The following is a 25,432-nucleotide window of genomic DNA, read 5'->3' as shown; positions in this document are numbered from 1 at the left end:
TTGCGATGATCTCGGTGTGGGGCGAGGGGCCACGACCTGTTCTCCGGCTTGCCACGGCAGAGTGGAAGCGCCGATCGTGCGGTGAGGGAGCCATGGTCGGCGGATCTATGACTGGGCCCGCGTCGAGGTGCGGCCCTGGCACCGCGATGACCGCCGGCGCTGGGTTCTGGCCCGCCGCAGCGTCAGCAGGCCCGAGGAGATTTCCTACTACATCGCCTACTGTCCGGCCGACGCCACGCTGGACGAGCTGATATCCGTATCGCGGGCAGCCGCTGGGCGGTGGAGGAATGCTTCCCGACCGCGAAGCAGGAGTGCGGCCTGGACGACTACCAGGTCCGCCGCTACCCCGGCTGACACCGCCACATGACCCTGGCCATGGCGGCCCACGCCTGCCTGACCGTCCTGCGGGCCCGCCAGCTGGATGCGGACAAAGCGGAAACGGATCCTCCCCGCTCATCCACCTCAGCTTCGCCGAGATCAGACGTCTGATCACCCGCCTCACCGATTGCCGTCCCACCCCGGTCGACCACATCCTGCACCGGTCGATATGGCGTCGCCGACGCCAGAAACAAGCCCGCATCAGTCACTACAAACGGCGCGTTCACAGTCCCTGAAAACTGCCCAGCATTCCGCGCAAGCACCGTTGCAGTACTAGGGGTTGACGATCTATAGAAGCTTGAGAGTCAAGTTGGAGAAGCTGTGTCACAACCCCTTTCCGCTTTTCCGGTGGACGAGTTTGGTCATGCCGGCATCCGGATCTCGGCGATCAGACCACCGTCCGGCCGGGGGAACAGGTGAAGTCGCCACCCGTGCCGGGTGACGACGGCGGCCACCAGAGCGGCGCCCAGTCCGCTGCCGCTACTTCCCAGGCGTCCGGCGCCGCGGTAAAAGGGTTCGGTGATCCTCATGGCCTCCTGGGGAGTCATGGCGGCACCGGTGTTGGCGACGCGGAGCAGGATTCCAGGGCCTTCGTCGCGCAGGTGCAGTTCGACCTGGCCGCCGCGGTGGTTGTGCCGTATGGCGTTGTCGAGGAGGTTGCGCACCATGACCTGGATCATGGATGGCTCGCCGTCGACCACGGCGGGACCAAGGTTCTCGGTCACTGTCACGCCGTTCGCAAGGGCGGTTGGCCGGTGCGAAGCTGCTTCCCGGCGGACGACGAGCGTCAGGTCGACCACCTCCGGGGTGCCTCGGCCCGCTTGGGTTTCCGCCAGGTCCAGCAGCGTGCGCACGGTGTGGACACTGCGGCTGTTCAGGGTGCGCAGGTCCCGCAGAAGGTCACGTGTCGGTCCGTGCGGCGTTTCGGCCAGCGCGTCGTCGATGACCGCCTGGGTGGTGGCCAGTGGTGTCCGGAGTTCGTGGGAGGCGTTCGCCGCGAAACGGCGCTGTGCCTCGAAGGCGTCGTCCAGCCTCGCGAGCATGATGTTGAAGGTGACGGCGAGGTCGGTGATCTCGTCCCGGGTCCGGCCCACCGGTACCCGGGCCCGCAGGTCCGTGGTGGCGGCCTGGCGTGCCGCGTCGGTCATCGCGCCGAGCGGCGCGAGTGAGCGTCGTACGATCCGGCGCACGATGAACGCTCCGCACACGACCCCGACGGTGAGAGCGATCGCCGAGAACACGAGCAGCCGCTCGACCTCGCGCTGTGGCAGGACCGGACCCGGCACACCCGCGGAGGGCGGAACGCCGCCGTCCGTCGTGCCGGGTGCGACCGCCGGCGCCCCTCCGACGATGCCCGCGGGAACGTAGGCCATCAACAGCGTGATAGTGGCTATCATGACCAGCGCCAGCACGGCGAAGACGACAACCAGGCTGCCGATGACCCGGGTGCTGAGGGACCTGCGTTGAGCCGTCCGCCGCTCAACCGTTCGCGTCGTCCTCTCCTCGTCAGGTGCGGACAACGCGGTACCCCACACCGGGAACGGTTTCGATCGGCCAGGGCTTGCCCAGCTTCTTGCGCAGCGTGGAGATGACCACGCGGGGGGAGTTGGTGAAGGGGTCGGCGTGCTCGTCCCACGCTCGCTGGAGAAGCGTCTCAGCGCTAAGCACACCGCCTTCCGCGCGTAGCAGTTGCTCCAGGATGCGGAACTCCTTGGGAGTGAGCGGCAGGAGTGTGCCGCCGCGGAACGCCTGGTGCGTGAAGGGATCGAGACGGAGCTCACCGAAGCGGAGTTCCGGCGGTGTCCGGGGACCGGACCGGCGCTGCAACGCCCGTAGCCGTGCAATGAGTTCGGGAAACTCGAAGGGTTTGGTGAGGTAGTCGTCGGCTCCTGTCCGCAGTCCCGTGATCCGGTCGATGAGCGTTGCCGACGCGGTCAGCATCAGCACTCCAGTCGACGCGTGGTGGGCGACGATGTACCTGCACACCTCGTCGCCGGAGAGCAGGGGCAGGTCCCGATCGAGGATGACGGCCTCGTACTCCTGCGACCGCAGCAGGTCCACCGCGCTCCGGCCGTCGTGGACGACGTCGACGGTGAGTCCCGCCCGGTGCAACTCGTTGCGGATGGCTCGGGCGAGGATCTGTTCGTCCTCCGCCAATAACACCTTCATGCGGCGTCCCTTCGACGTCCGTTGCCACTGTCCGCATCTCACCACATCGCATCGCGCCGCTTCCGGCCGGATGCGGCGGGCCGGGGATGCCTCATTCTCTCCCCGGCCCGCCGGTGGCGCCGCTAGCCGGCCCGGACCCCGGCCTCCGCCTTGTGGATCGTCACTCCCGGGCCGGGCTGGTCCCCCGTCTGGCCCGTCTTACCGATCTCCGGGGCGTCGTTCGCCGTCCGACCGGTCGGGGCGGAGGTGTCCGCTTGGGCCATGGAGGCCGCGACGGCGATGCCACCACCGGACAGGGCGAGGACGAGCGTGAGCCCGGCAACAGTGGTCTTCTTGATTTTCATGGCAACAGCTCCTTCTACCGAGCCGTCCTTCGGCGTCGGCGAGCGCCAGTCAATGCGGTCCGCTGTTGCGGAGTCGTAAAGAGCCGCGTGAACCCACGCGACGCTCCGGCCTTGTGGTCTCGCTCACTTGACGTCCCTTGATCAGCAGATCCGCCGTTGGCACGGCCAAGCGCCGAGATGGTCGTTCCGTCACCGGCACCAGGCTGCGCCGGTCACGCCGCAGTGGGACTGCCGGGTGATCGGGCGGCTTGGGTGTTCTGTAGGGAGGAGGTGCAGGTACGGGAGCACCCCGGTTGTCCTGGCGCTCGAGGGCCCCCGGGTCGCTGGTTATCCCGACGGGGGAGTGGCGGGTGGCCAGCGCGGACTCGGACTCTGGTGCCATCGGGATATTCGTGATCATGGTGCTGGAGTGCTGACGACCGGCGCGCCTGCCGGTACGGATTCCTGGGCGTCAAGAGCCGTGGGCAGGACATTGCGCCGACTCGTCGAGACGGTGGAGGCCCTGGCGAACCCCGCGGCATCGCATGTCCGCTGGGACAGACATAAACATGCTTGGTACAACAGGCTCTGGATGACTGTGAGTTCAGTGGAGAAGACTGGCCGAGTGTCCCGAACCCTTATCCTGATCGCCGGTGGCACCTCGGGCGTCGGTGCCACCTGTGCCCGGCTCCTGGTAGCCGACTGGGACTTCGTCCTGGTGGCCCGACGAGCGGATCTGCTCTGTCCTCGCCCGGGTGACAAGCATCCCGAGTCCGGGCGGGCCGCCGCCGACCGGCGATAGCAACGGTCGTACCGCAGCATCGGCATCAGCTCCGGTCTGTCATCCGTGGACACCGAACTCGCCGCCACTGTGCTGACTCTCACTTCCGTGCCTAATACTCCAGCCGTAGTTCGCGATCATGACGAGTCGCTGCTTATGGCCCGTAGACGAGATCCACGCCACCACTGGCCTCAAGCAGCCAGGACAGCGAACCGCTGCCGAAGGGCCAGCCAGTGGTGGCCACCTGCACCCAGCCGCCCGACTCGTCGGTTCCTGCGTGCCACCACCACCAGCTGCGATCGTCTCCCATTCCTTCTTCGCTCGGGTCGAAGTAGTACAACCATCCTGAGAGCGTCCACGGCCCCTGATCGACAGCCGCTCTCTCCTCTGGCGTCATCGCGCGCCACTGACGCAGCCACCCCTCCATGTCGAGGGGCTCGCCATGTTCCGGTTCCGGAGTCTCGGGTGCGCACCGCTGGATGAACCAGGCTGGCAGCAGCTGCGGCCAAAGCTCTTCTGCCGGCCAGTCACCCATCTGGGAGACGACGCACGTCAGTACCGCACGCGCGTTGTCGATGACCTGGGCCGGGTCCTGGGCAGTGAACCGGAGGCGCACCAGAAACGGCCGGGGCTCGTCGTCATCCTCGGCGCTCGGTCCAGATCGAAGGCGCCGCGGCTCGCCTGTCATGATTTCCACGGTGAGGAAGTATGCACCGGCACCGACCTCGCGACATCCCGATATCGCCCCTGCTCAGCGAAGACGAAGCTCTATGGCTGGACAGTTGCTTGCCGTCGGTAGTGGCAGGCTCGGGCACGGGCTTGGTGTCGGCGTCGCTAGTGTGACCAGCGCAGGCGGTGTGCGAGGTCGTGGACCGGGCTGATCAGGGCCGCGAACAGGTGCTGGATCTCGTTGCAGGTCAAGGGGATCAGGCCGTTGAGGGCGGGCCGGTCGCGGCGTTCGGTGGCTGCGGTGACGGCAAGGAAGGCGTGGGCGAGCATTGCGAGCGTGACCCAGCGGTCCCAGGAGGTCCAGCGGCGAACCTGGTGCTCGTCCAGGCCGGTCAGGCCCTTGCTGGCCTGGAACGTCTCCTCGATCGTCCAGCGCCGTCCGGCCACCCGTACCAGTTTGGACAGTGCCACCGGCCGGGATGAGAAGCAGCGGTAGAAGGCGAGTTCGCCGGTGCGGCGGTTGCGGCGGACCGGCAGGCACCAGTGGCCGGGCCGACCGGCAGGGTCGTGGATGTCGACCTGTTCCCAGTCGTAGTACCGCTCGCCCTTGGCGCCCGCTCCGGCCGACAGTCGCTGCCAGGTCCGCTTCGGGATCCGCGCGGTCAGGGTCTTCGCCTGGAACTTCCCAGCGTGCGTGGTGATCGGGTGGGTGCTGGAGACGGCCAGGACGTAGCCGGTCCGGCGGTGTTCAAGGGCGGTCCGCAGGTGCGGGTTGTCGCCGTAGACCTCGTCGCCCGCGACGCAGCGAGCGGGGGTTCCCGCGTCCAGGGCCCGCTCAACCATGCGGGCGGCGAGTTGGGGCTTGGAGGCGAAGGCCAGGTCGTCCGGGATGCCCGCGCTCCGGCAGCGGTCCGGGTCCTCGGTCCACGAGCGTGGCACGTACAGGGCTCGGTCGATGGCTGCGTGTCCGCGGGCTGCGGAGTAGACGAGATAGACGGCGACCTGGGCGTTCTCGGTGCGGCCGGCAGTGCCGCTGTACTGGCGCTGGACGCCGACGGTCGCCGTGCCCTTCTTCAGGTCGCCCGTCTCGTCGACCACGAGTACCGCCTGGTCGTCGGCGAGGTGCTCGATCACGTAGGCGTGTATGTCGTCGCGGATCGCGTCGGCGTCCCATTTCGCGCGGAGCAGCAGGTGTTGCATGCCGTCCGGAGTGGCATCGCCCGCGTACTCGGCCAGGGCCCAGCAGTTCTTCCGCGGCAGGTCCGACAGCAGCCCAAGCACCAACGCCGTTGCGCGACGACGGGGTTCGACCCGAGCGAACCGGCCCGCCACGCGGCCCATCAGCTGGTCGAACATTGTCCGCCACCGGGCAGGCACTACGCTGTGCCCCGCGGCCACCGTCTGATCTTCGTTTGTCCACACAACTCACGATGATCAACAGTGGCCGCAGCCATCTCCACGCCAGCCCTGACCAGCAGGATCACGATCTACGGCTGGAGTACCAGGGACCGTATTGAGTTCCGATCAATGGGTGGCTCAGGTGAGGTCCTTGAGGCAGATCATCGAGGCGCGTAGGTGGAGGCCGGCGAGGTAGCTGTCGGGAGACTTGTCGTACCGGGTGGCGATGCCACGCCATGCCTTCATCTGGTTGATCAGCCGCTCGACGGTGTTCCTCTCCTTAACACGTCAGAGGGCCATGCCTCCCGTTGCGTCGATGACCTGGCCGGTTACCCAGCGTGCGTCGTCGGAGGCGAGGAAGGCCACGATGTCGGCCATGTCTTCCGGCCGCCCGATCCGGCCGAGGGCGGCAAGAGACGCCGCTTGCGCCTCGGCATGCGGATCGCCCAGCAGGGTGGCCGCGCTGGCATCGGTGAGGACGGTTCCGGGGGCCACCGAGTTGACCGTGATGCCCCGGGGGCCCAGCTCCTTGGCGAGGGCGAGACTGAAGTTGTCCAGGGCTCCCTTGGTGGCGCCGTAGGCGATCATTCCCGGCGTGGCCAGGCGGGCCACGGAGCTGGAGATGTTGATGATCCGGCCCCCGTCGCGCAGGCGCGGCAGTCCCTGCTGCGTGACGAAGAACGGTGCACGCACGTTCACGGCGAAGACCTTGTCGAAGGCGTCCTCGGTCAACGACTCCAGGGATGCGAAATCCCCGATGCCGACGTTGTTGACGATGATGTCGAGCTTCCCGTCGGGCACGTGCTCCGTGCCCGCGGCGTCGAAGGCGGCCCAGAGGCGGGCCGCGTCGCCGCGTTCGCCCAGCCCCGCCTGGAGTGCGAAGGCCCGTCCTCCGTTCTTGCGGATGTTTTCGACGGTCTCGCTCGCCGCCGTCTCGTCGCGGGCGTAGGTGACGCCGACGGCGGCGCCGTCCTGGGCGAGCCGCTCCGCGATCGCCCGGCCGATGCCCCGGCTGCCGCCGGTGACCAGTGCGACCTTGTCCTCGAGTGCTCTTGCAGACATGGCGGAAGACCGCCTCCCGTTCATCGAATCGTCTCTTGAGTGCTATGGAGCGCCTAGACCAGCGGCTTGTGTTCGGGCCACCACCGCTGGACGGCTTCGACAGCCGTCGTCGGGCTGACGTTGAAGCAGAGCTTCGCGCCGGGTGCCAGCTCGTGGGTGGTGTTGACCAGCACCTCCAACAGCGGGGTCAGCTCCGGGTCCAGCCGGACGCCGGCGCCGATCAGCACGATGTCGTAGTCCTTGGCGGTCAACGCGGCGCGAAAGACCGCCTCGGCCGTGCGGCCGTAGTCGAGCAGGCAGACATCGACACTGAGGCCGAGCTCCTCGAGCCGAGCCCGGCCCGCGGCCATTCCGGCCCGGACCGCCTCGGCGTCGATTTCAGGGAACGCCGCCCGTGACGAGGGCGCGTCGTCCACCAGCGCTGGATCCAGTCCGACGTTGAGCATGGACGGGGACATGTCGGTGTACCTCCGGTGACCTGGGGTTTCTCGGACCCACGGTAGGCGCCCGGAGGTCGGGCGGCCCTCCCACATTTCTGGGATACCGTGGCAAGGGTGAGTTCCCCGATGGTCCGGCGCGAGACCGTGCGCGACATCGAGGCGATCTGCCGTCTCGACCTCGACTCCCGAATACTGCGCCGCCGGATCGCCGACCGGCTGACACGCCTCATCCCGGCCGACTCCTACTGCTTCAGCACGATCGACCCGATGACGCTGCTGACCGCCGACCAAGTCAGCGCCGGGCTCGTACCGGAGGCGGCCGCGGCCGCCGCGCACAACGAGTACCTGGTGGACGACGTCCTGAAGTTCGCGGCGCTGGCCCGCTCCGAGGTGTCCGCGGGCACGCTCGGTGCGGCCACCGGCGGTGATCCGGAATCCAGCCACCGCTACCGGACCGTGCTGCCGATGATCGACGCACGGCACGAGCTGCGGGCGGGCTTCGTGGTGGACGGCCGCTGCTGGGGCGTCGTCGCCCTCTTCCGCGGCGGCCGGCGGCCCGACTTCACCCCGGCCGACGTCGGCGTCCTGCGGCGGCTGTCCGCCCCGGTCGGTGCGGCCCTGCGCCGGGCCGCCTGCCGGGCACCCGACGACACCGCCGCGGGCCCGTCCGAGGCCGGAGTGCTCCTGCTCGACCAGGACTTGCGGCTGTTTTCGGAGAACCTGGCCGCGAAACTCTGGCGGGACGAGCTGGGCCCGTCGCAGGCGGAACTGCCGTCCGCGATCCTGGAGGTGGCCGCACGGGGAAGAGGCGCTGAGCTGCCGGCGTACGGACGCATCCGCGGCCGCTCGGGCCGGTGGCTCTCCGTCCAAGCCTCGCCGCTGAGTGGTGGCCCGCACCCGGCGGCCATCGCCGTGACGGTACATCCGGCGCCGGCCGCCGACGTGGCCGAGATACTGCTGCTCGCGTACGGGCTTACACCGCGCGAGCGGGACGTGCTGGCGCGAGTCGTCGCCGGTCTGCCGTCGCGGACCATCGCCGTGGAACTGCACATCACCGCGGCGACCGTGCAGGACCATCTGAAGAGTGTGTTCGCGAAGACCGGTGTCCGCAGCCGCAGCGAACTGGTGGCGACGGTCCTGGGCCTGTGACCGGACGAGTGATTACTGAGTTTTTCGTAAGTACTGCAATGGTGCTTGCCGTGGCTGTTGGCCGGGTCGTTCGTTGGTGTGGTTATGGGTGGGGACCTTGCTCGTGTCAGATTGTGGGCGGGTGAACTGGACGCTCTGCATGAGCGGTTCGTTCACTGGTTCAGCCGGGAGGAGCCGCGTCAGTCAGCGCTTGCTTACGTGCGAGGGCTGATAGCTCCGCTGGAGCAAAAGAATGGCTGGACGTTGGCGGAGGAGGCCGGCCATGGCGGTCCGGATCGCATCCACCGGCTGATGAACCGCATCGAGTGGGACGCCGACGAGGTCCTGGATGACGTACGCGACTACGTCGTCGAACACCTCGCAGACCCAGATGCCGTCCTGATCGTCGACGACACTGGCTTCCTGAAGAAGGGCGTCCGCTCGGCCGGGGTGCAAAGGCAGTACTCCGGCACCGCCGGACGCACCGAGAACAGCCAGATCGGCGTCTTCCTCGCCCATGCGACGAGCCGCGGACGTACTCTGATCGACCGGCGGCTCTACCTGCCCACTTCTTGGACGGACGACCGGGAACGCTGCCGTCGGGCCGGCATCGACGACAGTGTCGCCTTCGAGACGAAGGTGGCCATGGCCAAGACGATGGTCCGCCGGGCCATCGCCGACCGGGCACGTTCGGATGGGTGACGGCGGACGCCGCCTATGGCTTCAGCAAGGGCTGGCGGTTCGAACTGGAGCAGGCGGATGTCCTCCGCGTCATGGCCACCACCCGGCACGACACCGTCGTCAGCCGCTGGGCACTCGACCACCCCGTCCACGACCTGTTCCCCGGCCTGCCACAGCAGAAGCGGAAACGCCGTTCCTGCAGCGCGGGAGCCCATGGCCGGCGGCTCTACGACTGGGCCCGCGTCGAGGTGCGGCCCTGGCACCGCGATGACCGCCGGCGCTGGGTTCTGGCCCGCCGCAGCGTCAGCAGGCCCGAGGAGATTTCCTACTACATCGCCTACCGCCCGGCCGACGCCACGCTGGACGAACTCATCCGCATCGCCGGCAGCCGCTGGGCGGTGGAGGAATGCTTCCAGACTGCCAAGCAGGAGTGCGGTCTGGACGGCTACCAGGTCAAAGCCGCTATCCCGGCTGGCACCGCCACATGACCCTGGCCATCGCCGCCCACGCCTGCCTGACCGTCCTGCGGGCCCGAGAACTGGGCGGTGAGAAAGCGGAAACGGATCCTCCCCGCTCATCCACCTTAGCTTCGCCGAAATCAGACGCCTGATCACCCGACTCACCAACCGCCGCCCGACCCCCGTCGACCACATCCTGCACTGGTCGACATGGCGCCGACGACGCCAGAAACAAGCCCGCATCAGCCACTACAAACGACGCGGACACAGCCCCTGAAAACTGCCCAGCAATCAGAACAAGCACCGTTGCAGTAGTAAGCGCCTTCTTGTTCCGGTGTCTCCAGGTACGGGCGCTGCACGGATTTTCCTCGGCATCCAGTGCGACGACTGCCGGACGCCTCGTGAGAAACCCCAGCGCAGTGAGGCGAAAGTCAGCAGCTGCCGCGCCTGCCCCTGGTCGGTGGCCTTACCCCGGCTGATGCCAGAGTCGCTTGCGCCGTTTGGCTCGGGTCCGGTGACGGACTTCCGTTCTCACCCCGTTGGGCGTACGTGGACGGACTCTTGGTGGAGAATGGCGGCCATGACGAATGCGGGCTCTCCTATCGATCCGACCAGGCCCAGCATCGCCCGCGTCTACGACTACCTGCTCGGTGGCAAGGACAATTACGCCGCGGACCGTGAGGTCGGGGACGTGTTCAAGCGGGACCTGCCCGGTTCGGTGGCCATCGCCTTCGCCAACCGCGCGGCCCTGATGCGGGCGGTCAGTGAGATTGCAACGACCACCGGCATCCGGCAGTTCATCGACCTGGGCAGCGGCCTGCCGACCGCGGACAACGTCCACCAGGTCGCACAACGACACGCCCCTGAGTCCCGTGTCCTCTACGTCGACATCGACCCCCAGGTGCTGGTCCACGGCCGCGCCCTGCTGGAGAGCAACGACCACACCCGCGTCATCGCGGTCGACGTGCGCAACCCCGAAGGCATCCGCACGCACCCCGACGCCACCGAACTTATCGACTTCAAGCGTCCGGTCGCCGTCATGCTCAGCGCCATCCTTCACCACGTCAACGACGACGAGGACCCGGCCGGCATTGTCCGTTACTGGCGCGACCACACCGCCGCCGGCAGTTACTTCTTCATCAGTCACTTTCGCTCCGGCCGCAACCCACAGACCGTGGAGGCCGAGAGGGTCCTCCAGCAGACTTTCGGCCGCGGCCGCTGGCGCACCGACGCGGAAATCGCATCCCTGCTGGACGGGCTGGAGATCCTCGACCCAGGGATCGTCCCCGCCCCTCTGTGGCGCCCCGAGGAGACCGGTAACACGTGCGATGTGGGCGAAAAGCAAGAGCTCACGGTCTGGGAGCACCTCATCGCCGCCGCATTGGCCCGAAAAGCCTAGACACGATCCCCGCCCGGCGATCGCCAGGCGGCTGCACTACTGACCGCCCCGTACTTTCCGGACGTGGTGTATCGGATCGAGTGGCCTGTGCCCATGGACGAGGATGACTGGGCGATGCAGGAGGGCAAGGGCTGGCTGGATGTGACCGTCGCGTGGGAGGGTGGCAGGCAGCTGGTCGAAGTGTACGACGCGGTTCGATTTGCGCGGACAGTAGAATTTGAACTCGACCAGGTCGGGTGCTTCACAGCTAGGTGCCTGCTGGTGGTCCCGAGTGTTACGCACGAGAACATCGAATCTGCCATATCCGCGATCGCGGACAAGGGTTTCTTCGATCACACGCAGTGCAGTGGGACGACGCCGGATGGGTTGCCCCAGTGACCTTGCCGGGAATCGAGGCCGAGCGCTGCACTCTGCCCGCCTTGCCTTCAGCGTCGCCACACACAGTCCGGCGTACAGGAACCGGAGACCAAGGTCCACACTCATCGGAGTGCGACATCAAGACCCCCGCCGCAGAGGCCGCGGTCGACCGCACCGCGTTCTGCGGCACTTGCCCTTACGCTCACCTCCGCGTCGAGTTCGAACGACGCCTCCAGGCACTCCAGGACGCCGGCGAGATCCCCGACCCTCGCGAGGCTCAGATCACCCGGCTCAAGGAAGAGACCACCAAACTCCGGGAACGGTTGGACCAGTCGGAGCAGATGGTCGAAGAACTCGCCGACTTCCGCGGCCAGGCCCTGGCCCGGCTCGCTGCCCAGCACGAAGAGATCATCCGGCTCTGTGAAGCCGTCGTCGGCACCAGTCGGGGCAGCCGCCTGCTGCCACCCCGAACCACCGTCATCGGGACCTGCAGCTGATGCCGCATACCCGGCGGGATGCCTACTGTCGCATGGCGAGAGTAGGACCTCACCAGCGATCAGATCGACGCCTCGTCGGTCAGCGAAGGTACGGCGCACGGGCGCAGGACCATGAGCGAGTCTTCCAGGGCCGCCACCATGGCAAAAGGGAACCGGTCGAGCTCAAGGCAGAGTGCGACGTCATCAGGATGGACTCCTTGACGCACACCCTCCGCCAACTCGGCGGCGGCGCGCGACTCGGCAGCGCGGCGGACGAACTCAGCAGCATCCGTCCCGGCCTCGGTGGCCCTCCGAGCGATGTATTGAGCGCACGCCAGATCTTCATCGGCCTGCCCATCCTCGCCAGTGACCACGAACGTGACACTGTCACTCTTGCGTGTTCGCAAGAGCCGAGCCGTTGCCTCCGCCACCACGAAGCTGGCGCACAGCACCAGCGATGCCTCCTTGACCGCGAGTGCACCGACCGTCCCTGCCGTGGTTTTCTGCACAACGGTCCGTCCGCCAAGGTCAATAGACCGCAGCAGGCCCGGTGAGTTGACGGTGTCGAACCCCGGTGCGGGCGGACCGTCTTTGAGCGCCACCCAATCCTGGTGCCGTGCCTTGAGCGCCAGGGCTTCGTCCAGCGACTCAGCAAGAACGATCTTTTCCGCCCCCTGGCCAAAGGCCCAGGCAGCCACGGTGAAAGCACGCATGACGTCGACTACGACCGCCACGGACGGGGCTTCGGCCAGCTCGGGGATGCCAAGGAAACGAGAGTCCATACGGATCATGATCGTGCATGCCTGACACAATGCAATCAGGCAGGGATACGCGTCATATTCACTGTCTCGGAATGCAACCCCTCCGGCTGTCTGCGTCGCGAAAGTGGTCCGCAACGACCCGCCTGCTCAATCGCCACACAAGGTCGCCTGCACACGGCCTCTGCGGACACAAGCAGGTCCTACGTCACCCATCTGATCGAGGCCGGCTGGGACCCGCGCTTCGTCCAGGAGCAGGTCGGTCACGACCACGCAAGCACGACCACGATCTACACCTGCGCGAGCTCCGACTTCCGCACCCGCACACTCCGCCGACACCTGGACGGCGCCATTGCCGCCGCCCTGAAGAGCCAGGCCGGGAGGCAGAGGTGAAACGCAAGGTCGGCTACACGTGGAAGCTGCGCGAACTGATGGGCACTCACGGCATGTTCACCACCACCGAGCCGGTGCCGCTACTACGCGACCGCGGCATCGAACTGTCAGCTACCCAGGTCCTACGACCAGTTCGGATCGGACCCTGGGAGCAACAGGAAGCCACGGGGCAATTTGAGGCCCAGTATGCAGCGCTGCTGCGCCGCACTCGGCTGAGCGGACGGCGCGTCTGTTATGGCAGCGAGAACAGCGTCGCCCGCAACTCCTTCACCGCACCGTGGGGCATCTACCCGTTGCAGCCCGCGCAGTGCGCCGGTCTCATCGCTGACATGCTCGTCTTCACCGTGACGATGTCTGCCGACAACTTCGTCGAAGAACTCCGGCGGGCCGGGCTGAATGCGCGGTGGATCCTCCCGAAGGCGTCGAGATCGGATCGGAGCAGCCCTTCGTGGAGATCAACGGGCACGGCCACCGGCTACGGGTGGGGTGCGCCGACATCGAACGCCTGCTGCTGAAGCTCATGGACTTGCCGACGTGGGCAGAGGGCCTTGACCGAATGCTGCAGACGCTGGGCAAGGCCGAAAGTCGGTGCCAGCCCTGGCCCTACTTCACCAACGAGCACAGAGTGTGGGCTTGAACTTTGCGTCTGCCGGTGCGTGGAGGCCGACGGACAGGCATTCCGAGGCAAGGGCGTCCCCGAACTCCTACGAGTCTGCCGGGACTTCGGTTTCTCCGGTCTGCGAGTGACCCCTCCCTACCGCCACACCGTGGTGCCCCATCTCGACGAGCTGTCCGAGCACGTCGTTCGGCTCGAAGCCGTCGACCTCGTCGTCTTCACCATGGACGGCCGCACGGTCGGGCACAACACGGATGTGGCCGGCCGGGTGGCTCCGGGCGGTGGTCGCCGACTGCGCCTACTCCACCAGCGACGACTGGTACCTCGCGCTGCGCGAGGCCGGCCTGGCCTACGTAGTGGCGCTCAATCCGCGCCGCGGCACCTGCCCGCACCGGCCAGCCGCACACCCCCATCGAAGCGGTCCATGCCCTGACCTGGCTCGATGCCCAGTTTCCTGGCGACTGGACACCCGTGGCGTTCGACGGCTGACTGGCGAACGGCGAGTCTTTGGCGAGAAAATGCGGTTGATGGCGAGTCCGGAAACTACGGCGGCGCGGATGACCAGAGTGATGCCGAGGGCAATCGGGGATGCTTCCTGAACGGTGGGCTGAGAGGCGCGGTGCTCATGGCCGAAGGCGGAGCCGTCGGGTGCACCGAGCCGGGTGGTGCTCGATGCGGCAGAGGTGGAGGAGGCGACCACCGCGAAAGCCTTCATGACCGAGCTTCCCGCAGGATGTGACAGGTCTTCCCCCGGTGTGTGACGGAGCGATGACAAAGGACCTGGCCAGTGGTTTCCAGCGTTCTGCTGGAACACATGAAGAACAACGAAACGATCCTTCCCAGCGCTCGCCGACGGGCCGCCCGGCTCCCCGCGCACATTGGCGTAGTCGCCCTTGTCGGCGTGTTCGGACTCACCGCGTGCCAGCGCACCGAAACCACCAAGAGCACCGTTCCCGCAGGCGAGGGGGCGTCCACCGCAGCCGGTTCCGACGCACAGGGAAACGCGAAGCCCTCCAAGCTGCTGTGGATGGGCGACTCCATCGGCGAGGCCCAGGCACCGGCCATCGGTGCGGCAATGAAGGCCGACGGTGTGGAGTTCAAGTCGATGGCCGCTGCCGGCGGCGGCGGTGTCATCGGTGAGATCGCCGCTCCCACCTGGGAGGACCTTCCCAAGGAGCTGAGCTCCTTCAAGCCCGACGTGGTCGCCTACCAGATCACCACGTACGACTGGGGCACCCCCGCCGAGCAGAAGGCCGGTTACGAGAAGTTGGCCAAGGCGGTTAACGACGCGGGCGCCGAACTCGTCCTCGTCTCTGCGCCCCCCTTCAAGATCGACGACTTCTACAAGGCGAACGAGGCCGCGATCAAGACCGCCCCGAAGTCGGCCCAGTACGTCGCCTCCCAGAACCCGGACAAGATCCACTTCCTCGACGCCTCCGTTCTGTGGGGCACCGACAGCGCAGCGGCGAAGGCCCAGCGGAGCAAGGACGGCATCCACTCGTGCCAGCAGGGGTCGGCCGCGTTCGCCCAGTGGTTCGACAAGGAACTGGGCAAGCGGTACTCCTACCCGCCGGCACCCGCCGACCAGTGGGCCACCGGCCCCTGGACGGGCGACAAGGTGTACGGGCCGCTCGGCTGCAAGTAGCCCTGAACTGCCGGTTGACCGCCGCCCGTGGATCTCGCCGGGGCTCGGGTCCCGAGCGGCTTCGGCCCGGGGCCTGCACGGTCCCTGCCTCAACCGCTGCAACGCCCCTCGGCCCCCGCCGACTACGACGGGGCGGGGCCGGGTGTGCGGAGGCGGGGCCGGGCGCGGTGGCGAACCCCACGACCGCCGCGCGCCTTACCACCCCCACGCCGCCTCAGTGCCCGGCCCCACGTCCCGCCTCACTCGTCCGGCCCGCCCCGCACCAGTTGCCGGCCGGACCCCACCCTCCGCCGGAAAGATTCCGCATGGCCACCGTTCCGTCCTCCCGGCGTACGCCGCCGCCCGCCGGCCGGCATGCCCGTACCGCAGTGGCGACAGCGACGGCGCCCGCCACGCCCAAGCGGCACCTCGCACCCCTCGACGGCCTGCGAGGTCTCGCCGTCCTCGGCGTTCTGTTCTTCCACGCAGGCCACTTCGACGGCGGCTTCCTCGGCGTCGACCTGTTCCTCGTGCTGTCCGGGTTCCTGATCACCGGGCTCCTGCTGAAGGAGACGGCCGCCCGGGGCGGACGCATCGATCTCATCGCCTTCTGGGGCCGGCGGGCCCGCCGCCTGCTGCCCGCCCTCGCCGTCACCATCGCGGGGACCCTGCTCCTGGTGTGGGCCTTCGGACCGCCCCTGCTCCTGGGCTACGCCCGCGACGACACCCCCTGGGTGCTCGCCAATCTCGCCAACTGGCACTTCATCGCCGACCAGCTCGGCTACTGGGACGCAGCCGGCACCCGCGTCTTCAGCCACCTCTGGAGCATCGCGGTCGAGGAGCAGTTCTACCTGCTGTGGCCGCCGCTCCTCTGTCTGGTCGCACGGGGCCGCCACGCAGGCCGCAACGTCGCCGTGGTTGCCGCCGCCGGGGCCCTCGCCTCACTGCTCCTCATGATCACTTTGGTCGACCCGGTGGACACCACCCGCGTCTACGAAGGCACCGACACCCGGGCTTTCTCACTGCTCCTGGGTGCACTGATGGCCACGCCACCCGCTACCCGGCTGATCGCCCGCCTCGGTTGCAAGGCGGCCGGATGGACTGCCCCGGTCCTGGCGTGCGGGATCGGCACGTACTGGGTCCTGACCGACGGGCAGAAGTCACCTTCGCTCTTCCACGGGGGCCTGTTCGCCCACGCGCTGGCCGCCGCCGTGCTCATCGGCTGCCTGGCCCACGCCCCGGCCACCCCCCTCGGGCATGTCCTGGGGGCTCGGCCGCTGCGCTGGGCGGGCCTGATCTCCTACAGCCTCTACCTGTGGCACTGGCCGGTGTTCCTGTTGCTGAGCGAGGACCGCCTCGGTCTGACGGGCTGGAACCGTACCGCCGTCGTCACGGCCGTCTCCGTAGCAGCCGCAGTGCTTTCCAAGTTTCTGGTGGAAGATCCGGTACGGTTCCACGCCCCCTGGGCCAAGGGCAGGACCGGAGCTGCAGCCCTCGTCGCGACGCTCATCGCGCTGGTGGCCCTCTGGGCCGTTATTCCCCAGCCCCAGCCGGGCGCGGGATCCGTGGATCTCACCCGGCTCACCGACGGCTGACCCGGGTTTGCCCCTGGCACTCCACCCGGCAGGACCGTCATCGTTTCATCACGGAGCGGGAGAGGCGGCGTCATATGCTTCGAGCATTCTGATGGCAAGAGCGCCCAAGCGCCGGCCCGTTCCACCCTCTTCACCCGTGTACCGCCGGAAGGGCACACCACCCATGGCACGAGTCCTGCTCATCGAAGACGATCCCGCCGTGCAGAAGGGCGTCGCCCTCGCCCTGAAGCGGCGCGGGCATGACACGGAAATCGCGGGCAGCGGTGAGACGGGTCTGCTGTCCCTGGAGCGCTACCGGCCCGACCTTGTCCTCCTCGACCTGATGCTGCCGCAGATGAGCGGCCTCGAAGTGTGCCGCCGTATCCGTGAGACCAAGCAGGTACCGATCATCATCCTGTCCGCACGCGGGGATGAAATCGACATGATCGTCGGCCTGGAGGCGGGCGCGGACGACTATGTCGTGAAGCCCGCGAGCGGGGAAATCCTCGAAGCCCGGATGAAGGCGGTCCTGCGCCGTGTGGCCCCCGTCCAGGAGACAGCCCGCTCCCCTCTGGGCGTCGAGGAGTTCGCGACCCTCACCGTGGACCGCGCCTCCCTGCTCGTCACCAAACACGGCACCGAGCTCGCCCTCGCCCCCTCCGAGCTGAAGCTGCTGCTGTTCCTGAGCGCCGCGCCGGGCCAGGTCTACAGTCGTCAGCAGCTCCTGGAGCAGGTCTGGGAGCACTCCTTCTACGGGGATGTACGCCTCGTCGACGCCTGTGTGATGCGACTGCGCGCCAAGATTGAGGACGATCCGCGCCGCCCGGTCTACGTCCAAACGGTTCGAGGCTTCGGGTACCGCTTCGGGCCCCTGTCGTGACCTCCCGCCCCTCGCGCAGAGTCACGGTTTCCCTGCCCCGCGGCCTCCGGGTCCCGCTCGGCCTGCGCGCGCGGCTGGTGGTGGCCTTCCTGTTGGCCGCCGCCTTCGGCGCGCTGCTGACCGCAGGTCTCACCTTCCGCGAGGCCCGCTCGGCGATCCTGCAACGCACCCAGGACACCACCGTGGCAGACCTGCGCAGCCAGCTCGACTCCCTCGCCCCCGACCTCGTCCTCCCCCCGACGAAGCAGAGCCTGCGCAGTCTCACCCTTCAACTCGACCGGGCAGGCGGCTCCCGCCTGTGGCACGCGTCCGCCGCGTATCAGAAGGGTGCACTCGTCTCGGCCTCCGCTGGGCCGACGGTGCCGATCGGCCTGCGCCGCGAGGTCGAGAGCAGCGGCAGGGCAACGTACCAGCGCTTCGAGCATGACGCCCAGGCATGGCTGGCGGTCGGCATGCCCGTCGCCTACGCCCGGGAACCGGTCCGTGACAATGCTGCACAGCAGAGCCCCGGCGAGCTCTCCGGCCTCACGGCGTACGTGACCTTTCCTCTTGACGACGACCAGGCCGACATCAGGGCCCTGGTCACCGCCGCACAGTCCGGGGCCGTCCCCGCCCTCGCCCTCGCCCTGATCCCCGCCCTGTACGCCGCCGCACACATCCTGCGCCCCGTACGCCGACTTCAGGACGGGGCCGAGCGCATCGCCGCGGGAGAGCTGGACACCCGCCTCGACGCCACAGGACACGACGAACTCGCTTCCCTCACCCGCTCCTTCAACACCATGGCCGCGACGCTGGAGAGGGACGACGCGCAATTGCGACGCATGGAGGCGGGCGCCCGCCGGTTCGCCTCCGACGTCGCCCACGAACTGCGTACCCCCCTAGCCGCGATGACCGCCGTCACCGAAGTCCTGGACGAGGACGCCGACTCCGGCGTCCTGCCCGAGGACACCGCCGCCGCCGTACGCCTGATCAGTACGGAGACCCGCACCCTGGCCCGCATGGTCGAGGACCTCATGGAGGTCTCCCGCTTCGACGCCCAGGCCGCGTCCCTTCACCTGGAAAACACGGACCTGCGCACCCTCGTGGCCAAGACCCTCCAGCTCCGGGGCTGGGCCGACGACCCCCGGGTACGCACCGAACTCGAAGGACCGCTTCCCGTACGGGTCGATCCCCGCCGCATCGACGTGATCCTGGGCAACCTGATCGGCAACGCACTGCGCCACGGACGCCCCCCGGTCACTCTCGCCGCCCACGTCCACGACGCCCACACGGTCATCACCGTCACCGACCACGGACCCGGCATTCCCGACGATGCGCTCCCGCACGTCTTCGAGCGCTTCTACAAGGCGGACAGCGCCCGCGCCCGCTCTGCGGGCAGCGGGCTCGGCCTCGCCATCGCCTACGAGAATGCCCTCCTGCATGGAGCCACCCTCACCGCCGCCAACGCCCCTCACGGGGGCGCCGTCTTCATGCTCACCCTGCCCCCGGCCACGCTGGAACAGCCATGACAGGCTCCTGCCGTCAGACCTCCTCCCGCCCGGCCCGCCGTCCCGTGCGGTCCATGGCCACCGCCGTCCTCCTGCTCACCGCCACCGCCGTGGGCTGCGGGATCGGCCCGACCGGGAGCCTCGACGCGGGCGCTCCCGCCTCCGGTGTTCCGCGACCGGGTACCGAATCCCGTTCCGTACGCCTCTACTTCGCCGGCCCGTACGGCATCCAGTCCGTGCCCCGGCCCACGGACCGTCCTCTTAGCCCGCAACACGCGCTGGACCTCCTCCAAAAGGGCCCCACACCGGCCGAACGCCAACGCGGTCTCATCAATCAAGTCCCTCCGATGGGCGGTCAGCTCACCGCGAGCGCCACCATCGACGCCGTGGACGTCTTCGTCCCCGCGAGCGTCAGCGACGGTGATCTCGACGTCACCGCCGTCAGCCAGATCGCGTGCACGGCCGCGTACGCCCAGGTGCCCGGTACGAAGGGACCCGCGCAGATCGACATTCGCATCCACGAGAATCGCGTCCGCTCCGCCAACCCGTGGACCGTCCGCTGCGGCTCCAACAACAACGCGGTGCCCGTCACCTCCTAATTACGTTGTCAAGTCACCGTTGTGACTGGGAGTCCGCCCTGGTAGGACCGTCCGTCACGGATCAGGGCCCGCAGGATGTTCACTCACCGACGGGCCGGGGCCAGGACCGCCTGGACATGTCGCTTGCCTTCCGTGCGTTTGCGCTCGTAGAAGCGCCGCGAGGCACCGCAGTTGCGGATGCTGATCAGCGCGGAGGGATGGAAGACGCGTTGGAGGCCGCGGTGGTAGCGCTATGGCCGGTGCAGGTTGCCCGAGTCCCGGGGCACCGGAGCAACACCAGCGAGGCTGGCGAGGCGGTCGGCGCTGTTGTGGGCCGGGGCGGGTTCCACCACGGGTCGATAGCGGTGAGGGCCTGGTGGCGGGCAGCGGGGTGGTGTCGTTTCGGGCCTGGTGGCGCTGGCGGCTCAGCCATTGGCCTGGGAGGAAACCGTCGTGGACGGTGGGATAGGCCACGGCCAGGGTGCGGTGGATGGCGGCACAGGTGCGGGCGTGGGGGAGAGCGGTTTCGGCGTAGGGGGGGTGGGGGCCTGGGGGCACGCAGTTTCGACCGTGACGAAGGAGCCACCTTCCCCGGTCTGCTGCTTCTGGACAACCCCTACCATGAGGCCATTTCAAGGTCGGTGGCGAAGAGGCGCAGGTGGAGGGCACTCCAAGGAGCGGCCGTCTGACCGCTCGATCAGTCCCGAACATCGGGTCCGGGCCAGGCCAGGCATGCGCGTGCCCGGCACGCGCCGCGATGCTTCGGCTTCCGTCGTGCCATGGAGTACCTCGCCGCCGCCCGCACCAGCGGTGGCGATCTGCGGGTCGGCCGTGGAGCAGGGTCATGTTGATCGCCGCTGTCACGGTGTTTTCAGACGTCTGTGATGTGAACTCGTTCGCCTTGTTGTCCGTAAATGGCGATGGTCTCTGCGGGAATGTCATCCCGTGCGTTGCCGATCCAGTGAGCGGCGTTGGTGTCGAACTCCGCGGCTTCGCCTGCCGTCAGCACAGTCTGCGTCCCGGTGAGGACTAGTCGGACCGCCCCATGAAGCACGTAGAACCACTCTCGGCCGGGGTGCCTCTGGAGCTTCGGCGGCGAGAGCTGCGGAACAGGCGGATAGATCACTTTGTATGCCTGCACACCACCAGTTTTCATGCCCAATGGGACAAAAGTCATCCCATGCTTGTGAAAGGGCCGCAAGTGTACCCGCGGATCGCCAGTGGCTGGTGCGGCTACGAGTTCATCGAGCGGCACGGAGTATGCGCGGGCAAGCGGCAAAAGCTGTTCCAGAGTGGGACGAACGTGTCCGCGTTCGAGCCGAGAGATGGTGCTCGGTGTGAGCCCGGTGCGTTCCGCCAGATCAATCAGGGTGATACCGAGAGCCTTACGGAAGTGCCGCAGCCTCGGGCCGACGTTCTGCAGGACTGCTTGATCTTCCGTCACAGGACGGCTCCTTCACTCGGATCCAGCCGGAAGAGGACTTTTGCAATCCTGCAAAAAGAGTGTGCAGAACTGCAAGTCGCGCTTGAAGCTTGTGGCATGAAAATGACCCCGAACCAGCAGCGCCCTCCTCGTCGGCGCCTGCGCCCCCTTCTCGGAGCCGGCGCGATGACCCTTGCACTCGCTGTCGGCACTACTGTCGAGTGGCAGTCGCTCGACGGGATCGCTACAGCGGCCCCTGCCGCCGCCTCGTCGGCGGGGTCAGCGGCGTCGTATGACGCCGCAACGAAGCACGACGCAGAGTTCAACGCGGTGTTCACGCACAAGTTCGCGAAGGTTCGCGGTGTGCGCATGCATTACGTCACGGGCGGCGAGGGCCCGGCGTTGGTGCTGCTGCACGGTTGGCCGCAGACGTGGTACGAATGGCGGAAGGTCATGCCGGCTCTCGCAAAGCACCACACTGTCTATGCCCTGGATCTCCCTGGCCTCGGCGACAGCGAGGGAAGCCCCGAGAGTTTCGACAAGAAGACCCTGGCACGTTACGTCCACGGTCTGCTGCATGACCGGATCGGACTCGACAGCTTCGACCTGGTCGCGCACGACCTCGGTGGTGGAGTCGGGTTCCAGTACGTCTCGCAGTTCCCTGGCCAGGTGAAGTCCTACGTGCACATGGACTATCCGCTTCCCGGGCCGACGCTCCCCGCCGCGCAGTACCGAACCTTCTCCTGGCACATGGCCTTCAATAGTCAGCAGGCCATTCCTGAGAAACTCATCGACAACCCCAGCGATGTACGTGAGTACCTCACCGCGTTCTATCCGCAAGTCGCCTACGGCGGAACGGCGTTCGGCGGCAAGAGGACGCGATCCCCCTTCACCGAAGCGGAAACCAACGAGTTCGTCCGCACTTACAGCCGCCCGGACGTACTCCACGCAGGATTCGAGCTCTACCGCAACCTGGACAAGGATGAGCGTGACAACACCGCGGCCGCTCGTGTTGACACCCCCACGCTTCTCCTCACGGCTACCGGCCTGCTCGCCAGCGCCCGGCCGACCCTGGATCCGATGCTGCGTAACATCACGCGTGCCGTCGAGATTCCCGAAGCAGGCCACTGGCTCGCGGAAGAGAACCCCGAGGCCGTGGCGCGTGAAATCCTCTCGTTCACCGCCGAGTGAGAACCTGTTTCTAACGAGTTGGCGTGATAGCGGGTAAGGCGTGTTTGGCCTGGTCGTGGCCTGTAGTCAGGCGGTGATGGTGCGGTCGGAGACGAGGCTGGCGATGGCGCGGTGGGTGTCGGGCAGGCGGTCGCGGCGGTGGGTCCAGCGCGTCAGTTGCTTCAGTGTTTGTGGTCGGCGGGGGCGTGTTCGACGGTGATGCGGTCGGAGGAGTGCCGGTGACGGTCCCGTTCCCACTGCTCGACCCTGCCGGGCGGTGCTCCCGGCCGCGGCTTTCTCGGCGGGGTGATCGCTTGCCTGCGGTGGTCGCGGCTCAGGCCGGGGAGCTGCGCGGCCAGGTGCTCGACCACGACCCACGGCGCGTCCAGCGGGTCCTCCGGGAGGAACCGGTTGATATAACGCACGGGGCACATCTGGAGAGCGAATCCGAGCCGACTGTGGTCCCCGCGTCGCTTCGCGATCAGCTTGCGGTCCGCGTCGTCCAGGAAGAAGAACCGCTCCAGCTCCGGCCGGGTCGGCTCCTCGTTGAACTTGCCGTACGACGCCGCCTGCTCGTCGGTCAGGAACTGCACTGGCATGGACGCGACGCTGTCGGCGCCCGCAGCTGCTCAGGGAGCTTCCGCCGAACCTCGCTGCCGTGCCTGCCGCCTGAGGTAGGCGCCGTGATCACTGGCTCACGAGTTGGTTAACGACGCGAATCAAACGTCGAGTTGACGTACCGGACGGTGGCCGGCCATCTGACCACCGGCGCGGGCCTCCGCCTCGTCACGCATCTGGTACTGGTATCGGTACCGATAATGCCGCGGCGCTTCCCCCACCTCCCGTTTGAACGCCGTACTGAACGCGCTCTCCGAGGCATATCCCAGAACGGAGGCGAGAGAGGCGATACGGTCGTCTCCCTCGCGCAGGGCGCGCTGCGCCAGCAGCATCCGCCAGCGGCTGAGATAGGTGAGCGGTGGCATTCCTGCCACGAGCCGAAAGCGCGCGGCGAAGGTGGTCCGAGACATCGAAGCGGCGCGCGCTAGTTCGGCCAGCCGCCAGGGTCTGCCGGGCTCGGCGTGCATGAGGTCGAGCGCCGGACGCAGCTGTTCGTCGGCCAGCAGCCGCAGCCGTCCCGGGGGGAGTACGGCCTGATCGACGTAGGCGCGGAGCATGTCCAGCAGCAAGAGCTGACCGTGTTGCCGGATGGCGAACGCGGAGCCCATGAGGTTGCCGGTCACCTCGTTGAGGATCCGGTCGAGGCTGCTGCACAAACGGGGTGCCGCTGCGGCCGACGCACGGACATGCCCGACCGGTGGAAGTGCCTCCAGCAGCAGAGCCTCTCCTGCCGGGTTGAGCTCCACATGCCCGCCGAGGACGATGTCGTCGGCGTCGGCCAGGTCGGTGACATCGTGGAAAGAGGAGTAGCCGACCGGCATCTCGATCTCGCGGGTCGGCCCTTCTCCCGTGCCGCCCCGGAGCTCGAGCCATGTGCGGCCGTTCAGGATCGCAATATCACCCGACTGCAAGTGGAGCGGAGCGCCGATGCCATCGGTGGCAAGACGGGCCCGGCCTCGCGCCATCGCGATGAACTTCAGCGGGTCGGTGAGGGCGGAGCGCGTCACCCATGGCCCTCGCGCGGTGAAACCTCCTGACACCAGCCCTCGGATTTCGACAACGTCGAATACCTCGGACAGCAAATCCCCGGTCACGTCCGGACGATCGCAAAGAGAAACCGGACTGTCAAATATTCAAACTACGCGCGGTCGCGCACAGGATGGAGGCCGTGATCGACACCGCAGCAGCCGATCGCGCCATGAGGCCAACACAGCCGAACCGGCGAGCCTCGTCCACGACCAGCCCCGTCCCCCCACGCAGCAGGAGATCTTGATGAGCATCGAGCGGAACAAGGAGATCGCCCACCGGATGGTGGAGGGCTTCTCCGCGGAAGGCGACATCAACGCAACCTTCTCCCTGCTCCAGGAAGACGCCGTGTGGACCGTGATGGCGAACCCCGCATCGGTCCCCCATGCCGGCGGCATGCCGAAGGAGCAGTTCATCGAGCACATCACCAATTTCCGCAGCTCAACCCCCGACGGACTCCGGATGATCGTCACCGGGGTGACAGCGGAGGGCGACCGGGTGGCCGTGGAGGCCGAATCGACGGGCACGCTGAGTAACGGCAACACCCTCAACCAGGTTTACCACTTCCTCTTCGAGATCAAGAACCACAAGGTCACCGCAGTCAGGGAGTACATCGACACGGCGCACGCAGTGGCCGTCTTCCGCAGCTGAATCAGGGCTGTCCAGCGACCGCGTTCTCCGACGATGCCCTGAGGCGAGAATGATGAGAAAGCCAAAAATTGGGAGTTAAAGAGCGTTTTGTCCCGGCGAGGTTGTTTGGTTCGAGGTTCAGGTGTTGCGCCAGTTCGGAGTGGATTCGCTGGTGAGTCGTCGGCTCATGAGGTCGATCATTGCGACGTGGATCATGGCTTCGGATCGGTGGGGGTGGATCTCATAATCGCGTGCGAAACGGCGGTGGTGCATCAACCAGCCGAAGGTCCGCTCGACCACCCATCGCCGGGGGATCACCTTGAACCCTTTGAGCCGGGGTCGCGCTGGACGACTTGGACGTCGATGCCGAGGCGGGCGCCGTGGTCGATGGCTTTGGTCCAGGTAGCCGGTGTCGGTCCATGCCTTGATCACTCGGGGGGCGGCGGCGGAGATCTGGGAGGGCAGGTGGATGCCGCCGATGTTGTCGGAGACACTCGCTGCAGTCACCCAGACGGCCAACAGCAGGCCGACGGTGTCGACGCGATGTAACACTTGCGACCTGCGATTTCCTTACCTGCGTCGATGCCTTGGCCGATGGCTGGCACGTTGGCGGAAGTCTTGATGCTCTGCGCGTCCAGCACGCGGGCGCTCGGCTCGGCATCCCGGCCTTCGGCTTCACGTACCAGGCGCCGCAGCAGGCCGTTGAGCCGATCGAAGGCACCCTCCTTCTGCCAGGTGGCGAAGTAGCCGTACACCGTTTCCCACGGCGCGAAGCCATGCGGCAGGTACCGCCAGGGGATCCCGGTGCGGTCGACGTACAGAATGGCGTCCATGATGCGGCGCAGGTCGTGCTCGGGTGGGCGACCGATGTCCAGGCTCTTGCCTCTGCGTTCGGCCCGCCAGGCGGTGAGCGTGGGGCCGATCAACTCCCAGCGG

At 67.5% G+C, this 25,432-nt stretch carries 26 protein-coding genes and 6 pseudogenes; 15 read left to right on the top strand and 17 right to left on the bottom strand.

Going from position 1 to position 25,432, the window contains the following annotated elements; genetic code table 11:
* Window positions 1-30: 30 nt before the first annotated feature.
* Window positions 31-489: pseudogene (locus tag ACFYXC_RS37975) on the top strand (IS701 family transposase); the annotation flags it as partial.
* Between the two features lie 251 nt (window positions 490-740).
* Here ACFYXC_RS37975 and ACFYXC_RS37970 read toward each other — a convergent pair.
* The 3 genes from ACFYXC_RS37970 to ACFYXC_RS37960 all read right to left on the bottom strand — a co-directional run bounded on the left by ACFYXC_RS37970 (window position 741) and on the right by ACFYXC_RS37960 (window position 2,891).
* The gene (locus ACFYXC_RS37970; protein WP_389557231.1) at window positions 741-1,751 is read right to left on the bottom strand and encodes a sensor histidine kinase; all 1,011 of its coding nucleotides are present in this window, start codon (window positions 1,749-1,751) and stop codon (window positions 741-743) included.
* 133 nt (window positions 1,752-1,884) lie between these two features.
* Complete coding sequence (locus ACFYXC_RS37965; RefSeq protein ID WP_389557229.1) at window positions 1,885-2,547, bottom strand: response regulator transcription factor; 663 nt, start codon at window positions 2,545-2,547, stop codon at window positions 1,885-1,887.
* Between the two features lie 122 nt (window positions 2,548-2,669).
* Entirely contained in the window at window positions 2,670-2,891 is a 222-nt protein-coding gene (locus tag ACFYXC_RS37960) for a hypothetical protein (protein WP_389557228.1), read from the bottom strand.
* 604 nt (window positions 2,892-3,495) lie between these two features.
* Here ACFYXC_RS37960 and ACFYXC_RS37955 point away from each other — a divergent pair.
* Window positions 3,496-3,672 (top strand): hypothetical protein, encoded by a 177-nt coding sequence (locus tag ACFYXC_RS37955; protein WP_389557227.1) that lies wholly within the window; start codon window positions 3,496-3,498, stop codon window positions 3,670-3,672.
* A 133-nt stretch (window positions 3,673-3,805) separates the two neighbouring features.
* On the opposite strand, the gene ACFYXC_RS37950 is transcribed toward ACFYXC_RS37955, so the two are convergent.
* From ACFYXC_RS37950 to ACFYXC_RS37930, 5 genes and pseudogenes are all read right to left on the bottom strand, one after another.
* On the bottom strand, window positions 3,806-4,339 hold the full coding sequence (locus ACFYXC_RS37950; protein ID WP_389557250.1) for a hypothetical protein: 534 nt from the start codon (window positions 4,337-4,339) through the stop codon (window positions 3,806-3,808).
* Window positions 4,340-4,485: 146 nt separating this feature from the next.
* A complete protein-coding gene (locus tag ACFYXC_RS37945; protein ID WP_389557248.1) occupies window positions 4,486-5,661 on the bottom strand; it encodes an IS701 family transposase in 1,176 nt (391 codons plus the stop codon).
* 195 nt (window positions 5,662-5,856) lie between these two features.
* Window positions 5,857-6,000, bottom strand: a pseudogene (locus tag ACFYXC_RS37940) (IS5/IS1182 family transposase); the annotation flags it as partial.
* A 6-nt stretch (window positions 6,001-6,006) separates the two neighbouring features.
* Window positions 6,007-6,780, bottom strand: a complete 774-nt coding sequence (locus ACFYXC_RS37935; protein WP_055512680.1) for a glucose 1-dehydrogenase — start codon at window positions 6,778-6,780, stop codon at window positions 6,007-6,009.
* Between the two features lie 53 nt (window positions 6,781-6,833).
* Complete coding sequence (locus ACFYXC_RS37930; protein WP_056792618.1) at window positions 6,834-7,238, bottom strand: hypothetical protein; 405 nt, start codon at window positions 7,236-7,238, stop codon at window positions 6,834-6,836.
* Between the two features lie 96 nt (window positions 7,239-7,334).
* Between ACFYXC_RS37930 and ACFYXC_RS37925 the strand changes: the two genes are divergently transcribed.
* The 4 genes and pseudogenes from ACFYXC_RS37925 to ACFYXC_RS37910 all read left to right on the top strand — a co-directional run bounded on the left by ACFYXC_RS37925 (window position 7,335) and on the right by ACFYXC_RS37910 (window position 11,264).
* A complete protein-coding gene (locus ACFYXC_RS37925; RefSeq protein WP_389557226.1) occupies window positions 7,335-8,369 on the top strand; it encodes a LuxR C-terminal-related transcriptional regulator in 1,035 nt (344 codons plus the stop codon).
* Between the two features lie 84 nt (window positions 8,370-8,453).
* Window positions 8,454-9,639: pseudogene (locus tag ACFYXC_RS37920) on the top strand (IS701 family transposase).
* A 419-nt stretch (window positions 9,640-10,058) separates the two neighbouring features.
* Window positions 10,059-10,886 carry an SAM-dependent methyltransferase gene (locus ACFYXC_RS37915; protein ID WP_389557225.1) on the top strand — a complete coding sequence of 276 codons (828 nt, stop codon included), beginning with the start codon at window positions 10,059-10,061 and terminating at the stop codon, window positions 10,884-10,886.
* A gap of 93 nt (window positions 10,887-10,979) precedes the next feature.
* On the top strand, window positions 10,980-11,264 hold the full coding sequence (locus ACFYXC_RS37910) for a hypothetical protein (protein WP_389557224.1): 285 nt from the start codon (window positions 10,980-10,982) through the stop codon (window positions 11,262-11,264).
* Between the two features lie 101 nt (window positions 11,265-11,365).
* On the opposite strand, the gene ACFYXC_RS37905 is transcribed toward ACFYXC_RS37910, so the two are convergent.
* Window positions 11,366-11,644 carry a hypothetical protein gene (locus ACFYXC_RS37905; RefSeq protein WP_389557223.1) on the bottom strand — a complete coding sequence of 93 codons (279 nt, stop codon included), beginning with the start codon at window positions 11,642-11,644 and terminating at the stop codon, window positions 11,366-11,368.
* Window positions 11,645-11,799: 155 nt separating this feature from the next.
* Window positions 11,800-12,501 carry a 2-phosphosulfolactate phosphatase gene (locus tag ACFYXC_RS37900; RefSeq protein WP_389557221.1) on the bottom strand — a complete coding sequence of 234 codons (702 nt, stop codon included), beginning with the start codon at window positions 12,499-12,501 and terminating at the stop codon, window positions 11,800-11,802.
* Here ACFYXC_RS37900 and ACFYXC_RS37895 point away from each other — a divergent pair.
* The 7 genes from ACFYXC_RS37895 (at window position 12,394) to ACFYXC_RS37865 (ending at window position 19,650) form a co-directional block, all read left to right on the top strand.
* Complete coding sequence (locus ACFYXC_RS37895) at window positions 12,394-12,870, top strand: tyrosine-type recombinase/integrase (RefSeq protein ID WP_389557246.1); 477 nt, start codon at window positions 12,394-12,396, stop codon at window positions 12,868-12,870. The genes ACFYXC_RS37900 and ACFYXC_RS37895 overlap by 108 nt on opposite strands.
* Window positions 12,867-13,385 (top strand): hypothetical protein, encoded by a 519-nt coding sequence (locus tag ACFYXC_RS37890; protein WP_389557219.1) that lies wholly within the window; start codon window positions 12,867-12,869, stop codon window positions 13,383-13,385. Before ACFYXC_RS37895 ends, ACFYXC_RS37890 begins: the two co-directional genes overlap by 4 nt.
* A 915-nt stretch (window positions 13,386-14,300) precedes the next feature.
* Window positions 14,301-15,131, top strand: a complete 831-nt coding sequence (locus ACFYXC_RS37885; RefSeq protein WP_389557218.1) for an SGNH/GDSL hydrolase family protein — start codon at window positions 14,301-14,303, stop codon at window positions 15,129-15,131.
* 305 nt (window positions 15,132-15,436) lie between these two features.
* Complete coding sequence (locus ACFYXC_RS37880; protein WP_389557217.1) at window positions 15,437-16,705, top strand: acyltransferase family protein; 1,269 nt, start codon at window positions 15,437-15,439, stop codon at window positions 16,703-16,705.
* Window positions 16,706-16,868: 163 nt separating this feature from the next.
* Entirely contained in the window at window positions 16,869-17,564 is a 696-nt protein-coding gene (locus tag ACFYXC_RS37875) for a response regulator (RefSeq protein ID WP_389557216.1), read from the top strand.
* On the top strand, window positions 17,561-19,072 hold the full coding sequence (locus tag ACFYXC_RS37870) for a sensor histidine kinase (protein WP_389557215.1): 1,512 nt from the start codon (window positions 17,561-17,563) through the stop codon (window positions 19,070-19,072). The genes ACFYXC_RS37875 and ACFYXC_RS37870 overlap by 4 nt, the downstream gene beginning before the upstream one ends.
* A gap of 53 nt (window positions 19,073-19,125) precedes the next feature.
* Entirely contained in the window at window positions 19,126-19,650 is a 525-nt protein-coding gene (locus ACFYXC_RS37865) for a hypothetical protein (protein ID WP_389557213.1), read from the top strand.
* Between the two features lie 8 nt (window positions 19,651-19,658).
* Here the strand turns inward: ACFYXC_RS37865 and ACFYXC_RS37860 are convergent.
* Window positions 19,659-19,964, bottom strand: a pseudogene (locus tag ACFYXC_RS37860) (transposase); the annotation flags it as partial.
* A 536-nt stretch (window positions 19,965-20,500) separates the two neighbouring features.
* Window positions 20,501-21,073 (bottom strand): helix-turn-helix domain-containing protein, encoded by a 573-nt coding sequence (locus tag ACFYXC_RS37855; RefSeq protein WP_389557212.1) that lies wholly within the window; start codon window positions 21,071-21,073, stop codon window positions 20,501-20,503.
* A 165-nt stretch (window positions 21,074-21,238) separates the two neighbouring features.
* On the opposite strand from ACFYXC_RS37855, the gene ACFYXC_RS37850 reads away from it, so the two are divergent.
* Complete coding sequence (locus ACFYXC_RS37850) at window positions 21,239-22,243, top strand: alpha/beta fold hydrolase (protein WP_389557211.1); 1,005 nt, start codon at window positions 21,239-21,241, stop codon at window positions 22,241-22,243.
* A gap of 66 nt (window positions 22,244-22,309) precedes the next feature.
* On the opposite strand, the pseudogene ACFYXC_RS37845 reads toward ACFYXC_RS37850, so the two are convergent.
* From ACFYXC_RS37845 to ACFYXC_RS37835, 3 genes and pseudogenes are all read right to left on the bottom strand, one after another.
* Window positions 22,310-22,563: pseudogene (locus ACFYXC_RS37845) on the bottom strand (transposase); the annotation flags it as partial.
* Window positions 22,564-22,566: 3 nt separating this feature from the next.
* Window positions 22,567-22,821, bottom strand: a pseudogene (locus tag ACFYXC_RS37840) (DUF4158 domain-containing protein); the annotation flags it as partial.
* 120 nt (window positions 22,822-22,941) lie between these two features.
* The gene (locus ACFYXC_RS37835) at window positions 22,942-23,934 is read right to left on the bottom strand and encodes an AraC family transcriptional regulator (protein WP_389557210.1); all 993 of its coding nucleotides are present in this window, start codon (window positions 23,932-23,934) and stop codon (window positions 22,942-22,944) included.
* 178 nt (window positions 23,935-24,112) lie between these two features.
* Between ACFYXC_RS37835 and ACFYXC_RS37830 the strand changes: the two genes are divergently transcribed.
* Entirely contained in the window at window positions 24,113-24,517 is a 405-nt protein-coding gene (locus tag ACFYXC_RS37830; protein WP_388922331.1) for a nuclear transport factor 2 family protein, read from the top strand.
* 117 nt (window positions 24,518-24,634) lie between these two features.
* Here the strand turns inward: ACFYXC_RS37830 and ACFYXC_RS37825 are convergent, their stop codons facing one another.
* Window positions 24,635-25,003 carry a transposase gene (locus ACFYXC_RS37825; protein ID WP_389557208.1) on the bottom strand — a complete coding sequence of 123 codons (369 nt, stop codon included), beginning with the start codon at window positions 25,001-25,003 and terminating at the stop codon, window positions 24,635-24,637.
* On the bottom strand, window positions 25,000-25,422 hold the full coding sequence (locus tag ACFYXC_RS37820) for a transposase (protein ID WP_389557207.1): 423 nt from the start codon (window positions 25,420-25,422) through the stop codon (window positions 25,000-25,002). Before ACFYXC_RS37820 ends, ACFYXC_RS37825 begins: the two co-directional genes overlap by 4 nt.
* Window positions 25,423-25,432 lie beyond the last annotated feature (10 nt).

Origin of the sequence: Streptomyces sp. NPDC002701, assembly GCF_042889045.1 — a bacterium.
Classification (GTDB): domain Bacteria; phylum Actinomycetota; class Actinomycetes; order Streptomycetales; family Streptomycetaceae; genus Streptomyces.
The sequence above is the reverse complement of the archived record's forward strand: the minus strand, read 5'-3'. Positions and strand labels throughout refer to the sequence as shown.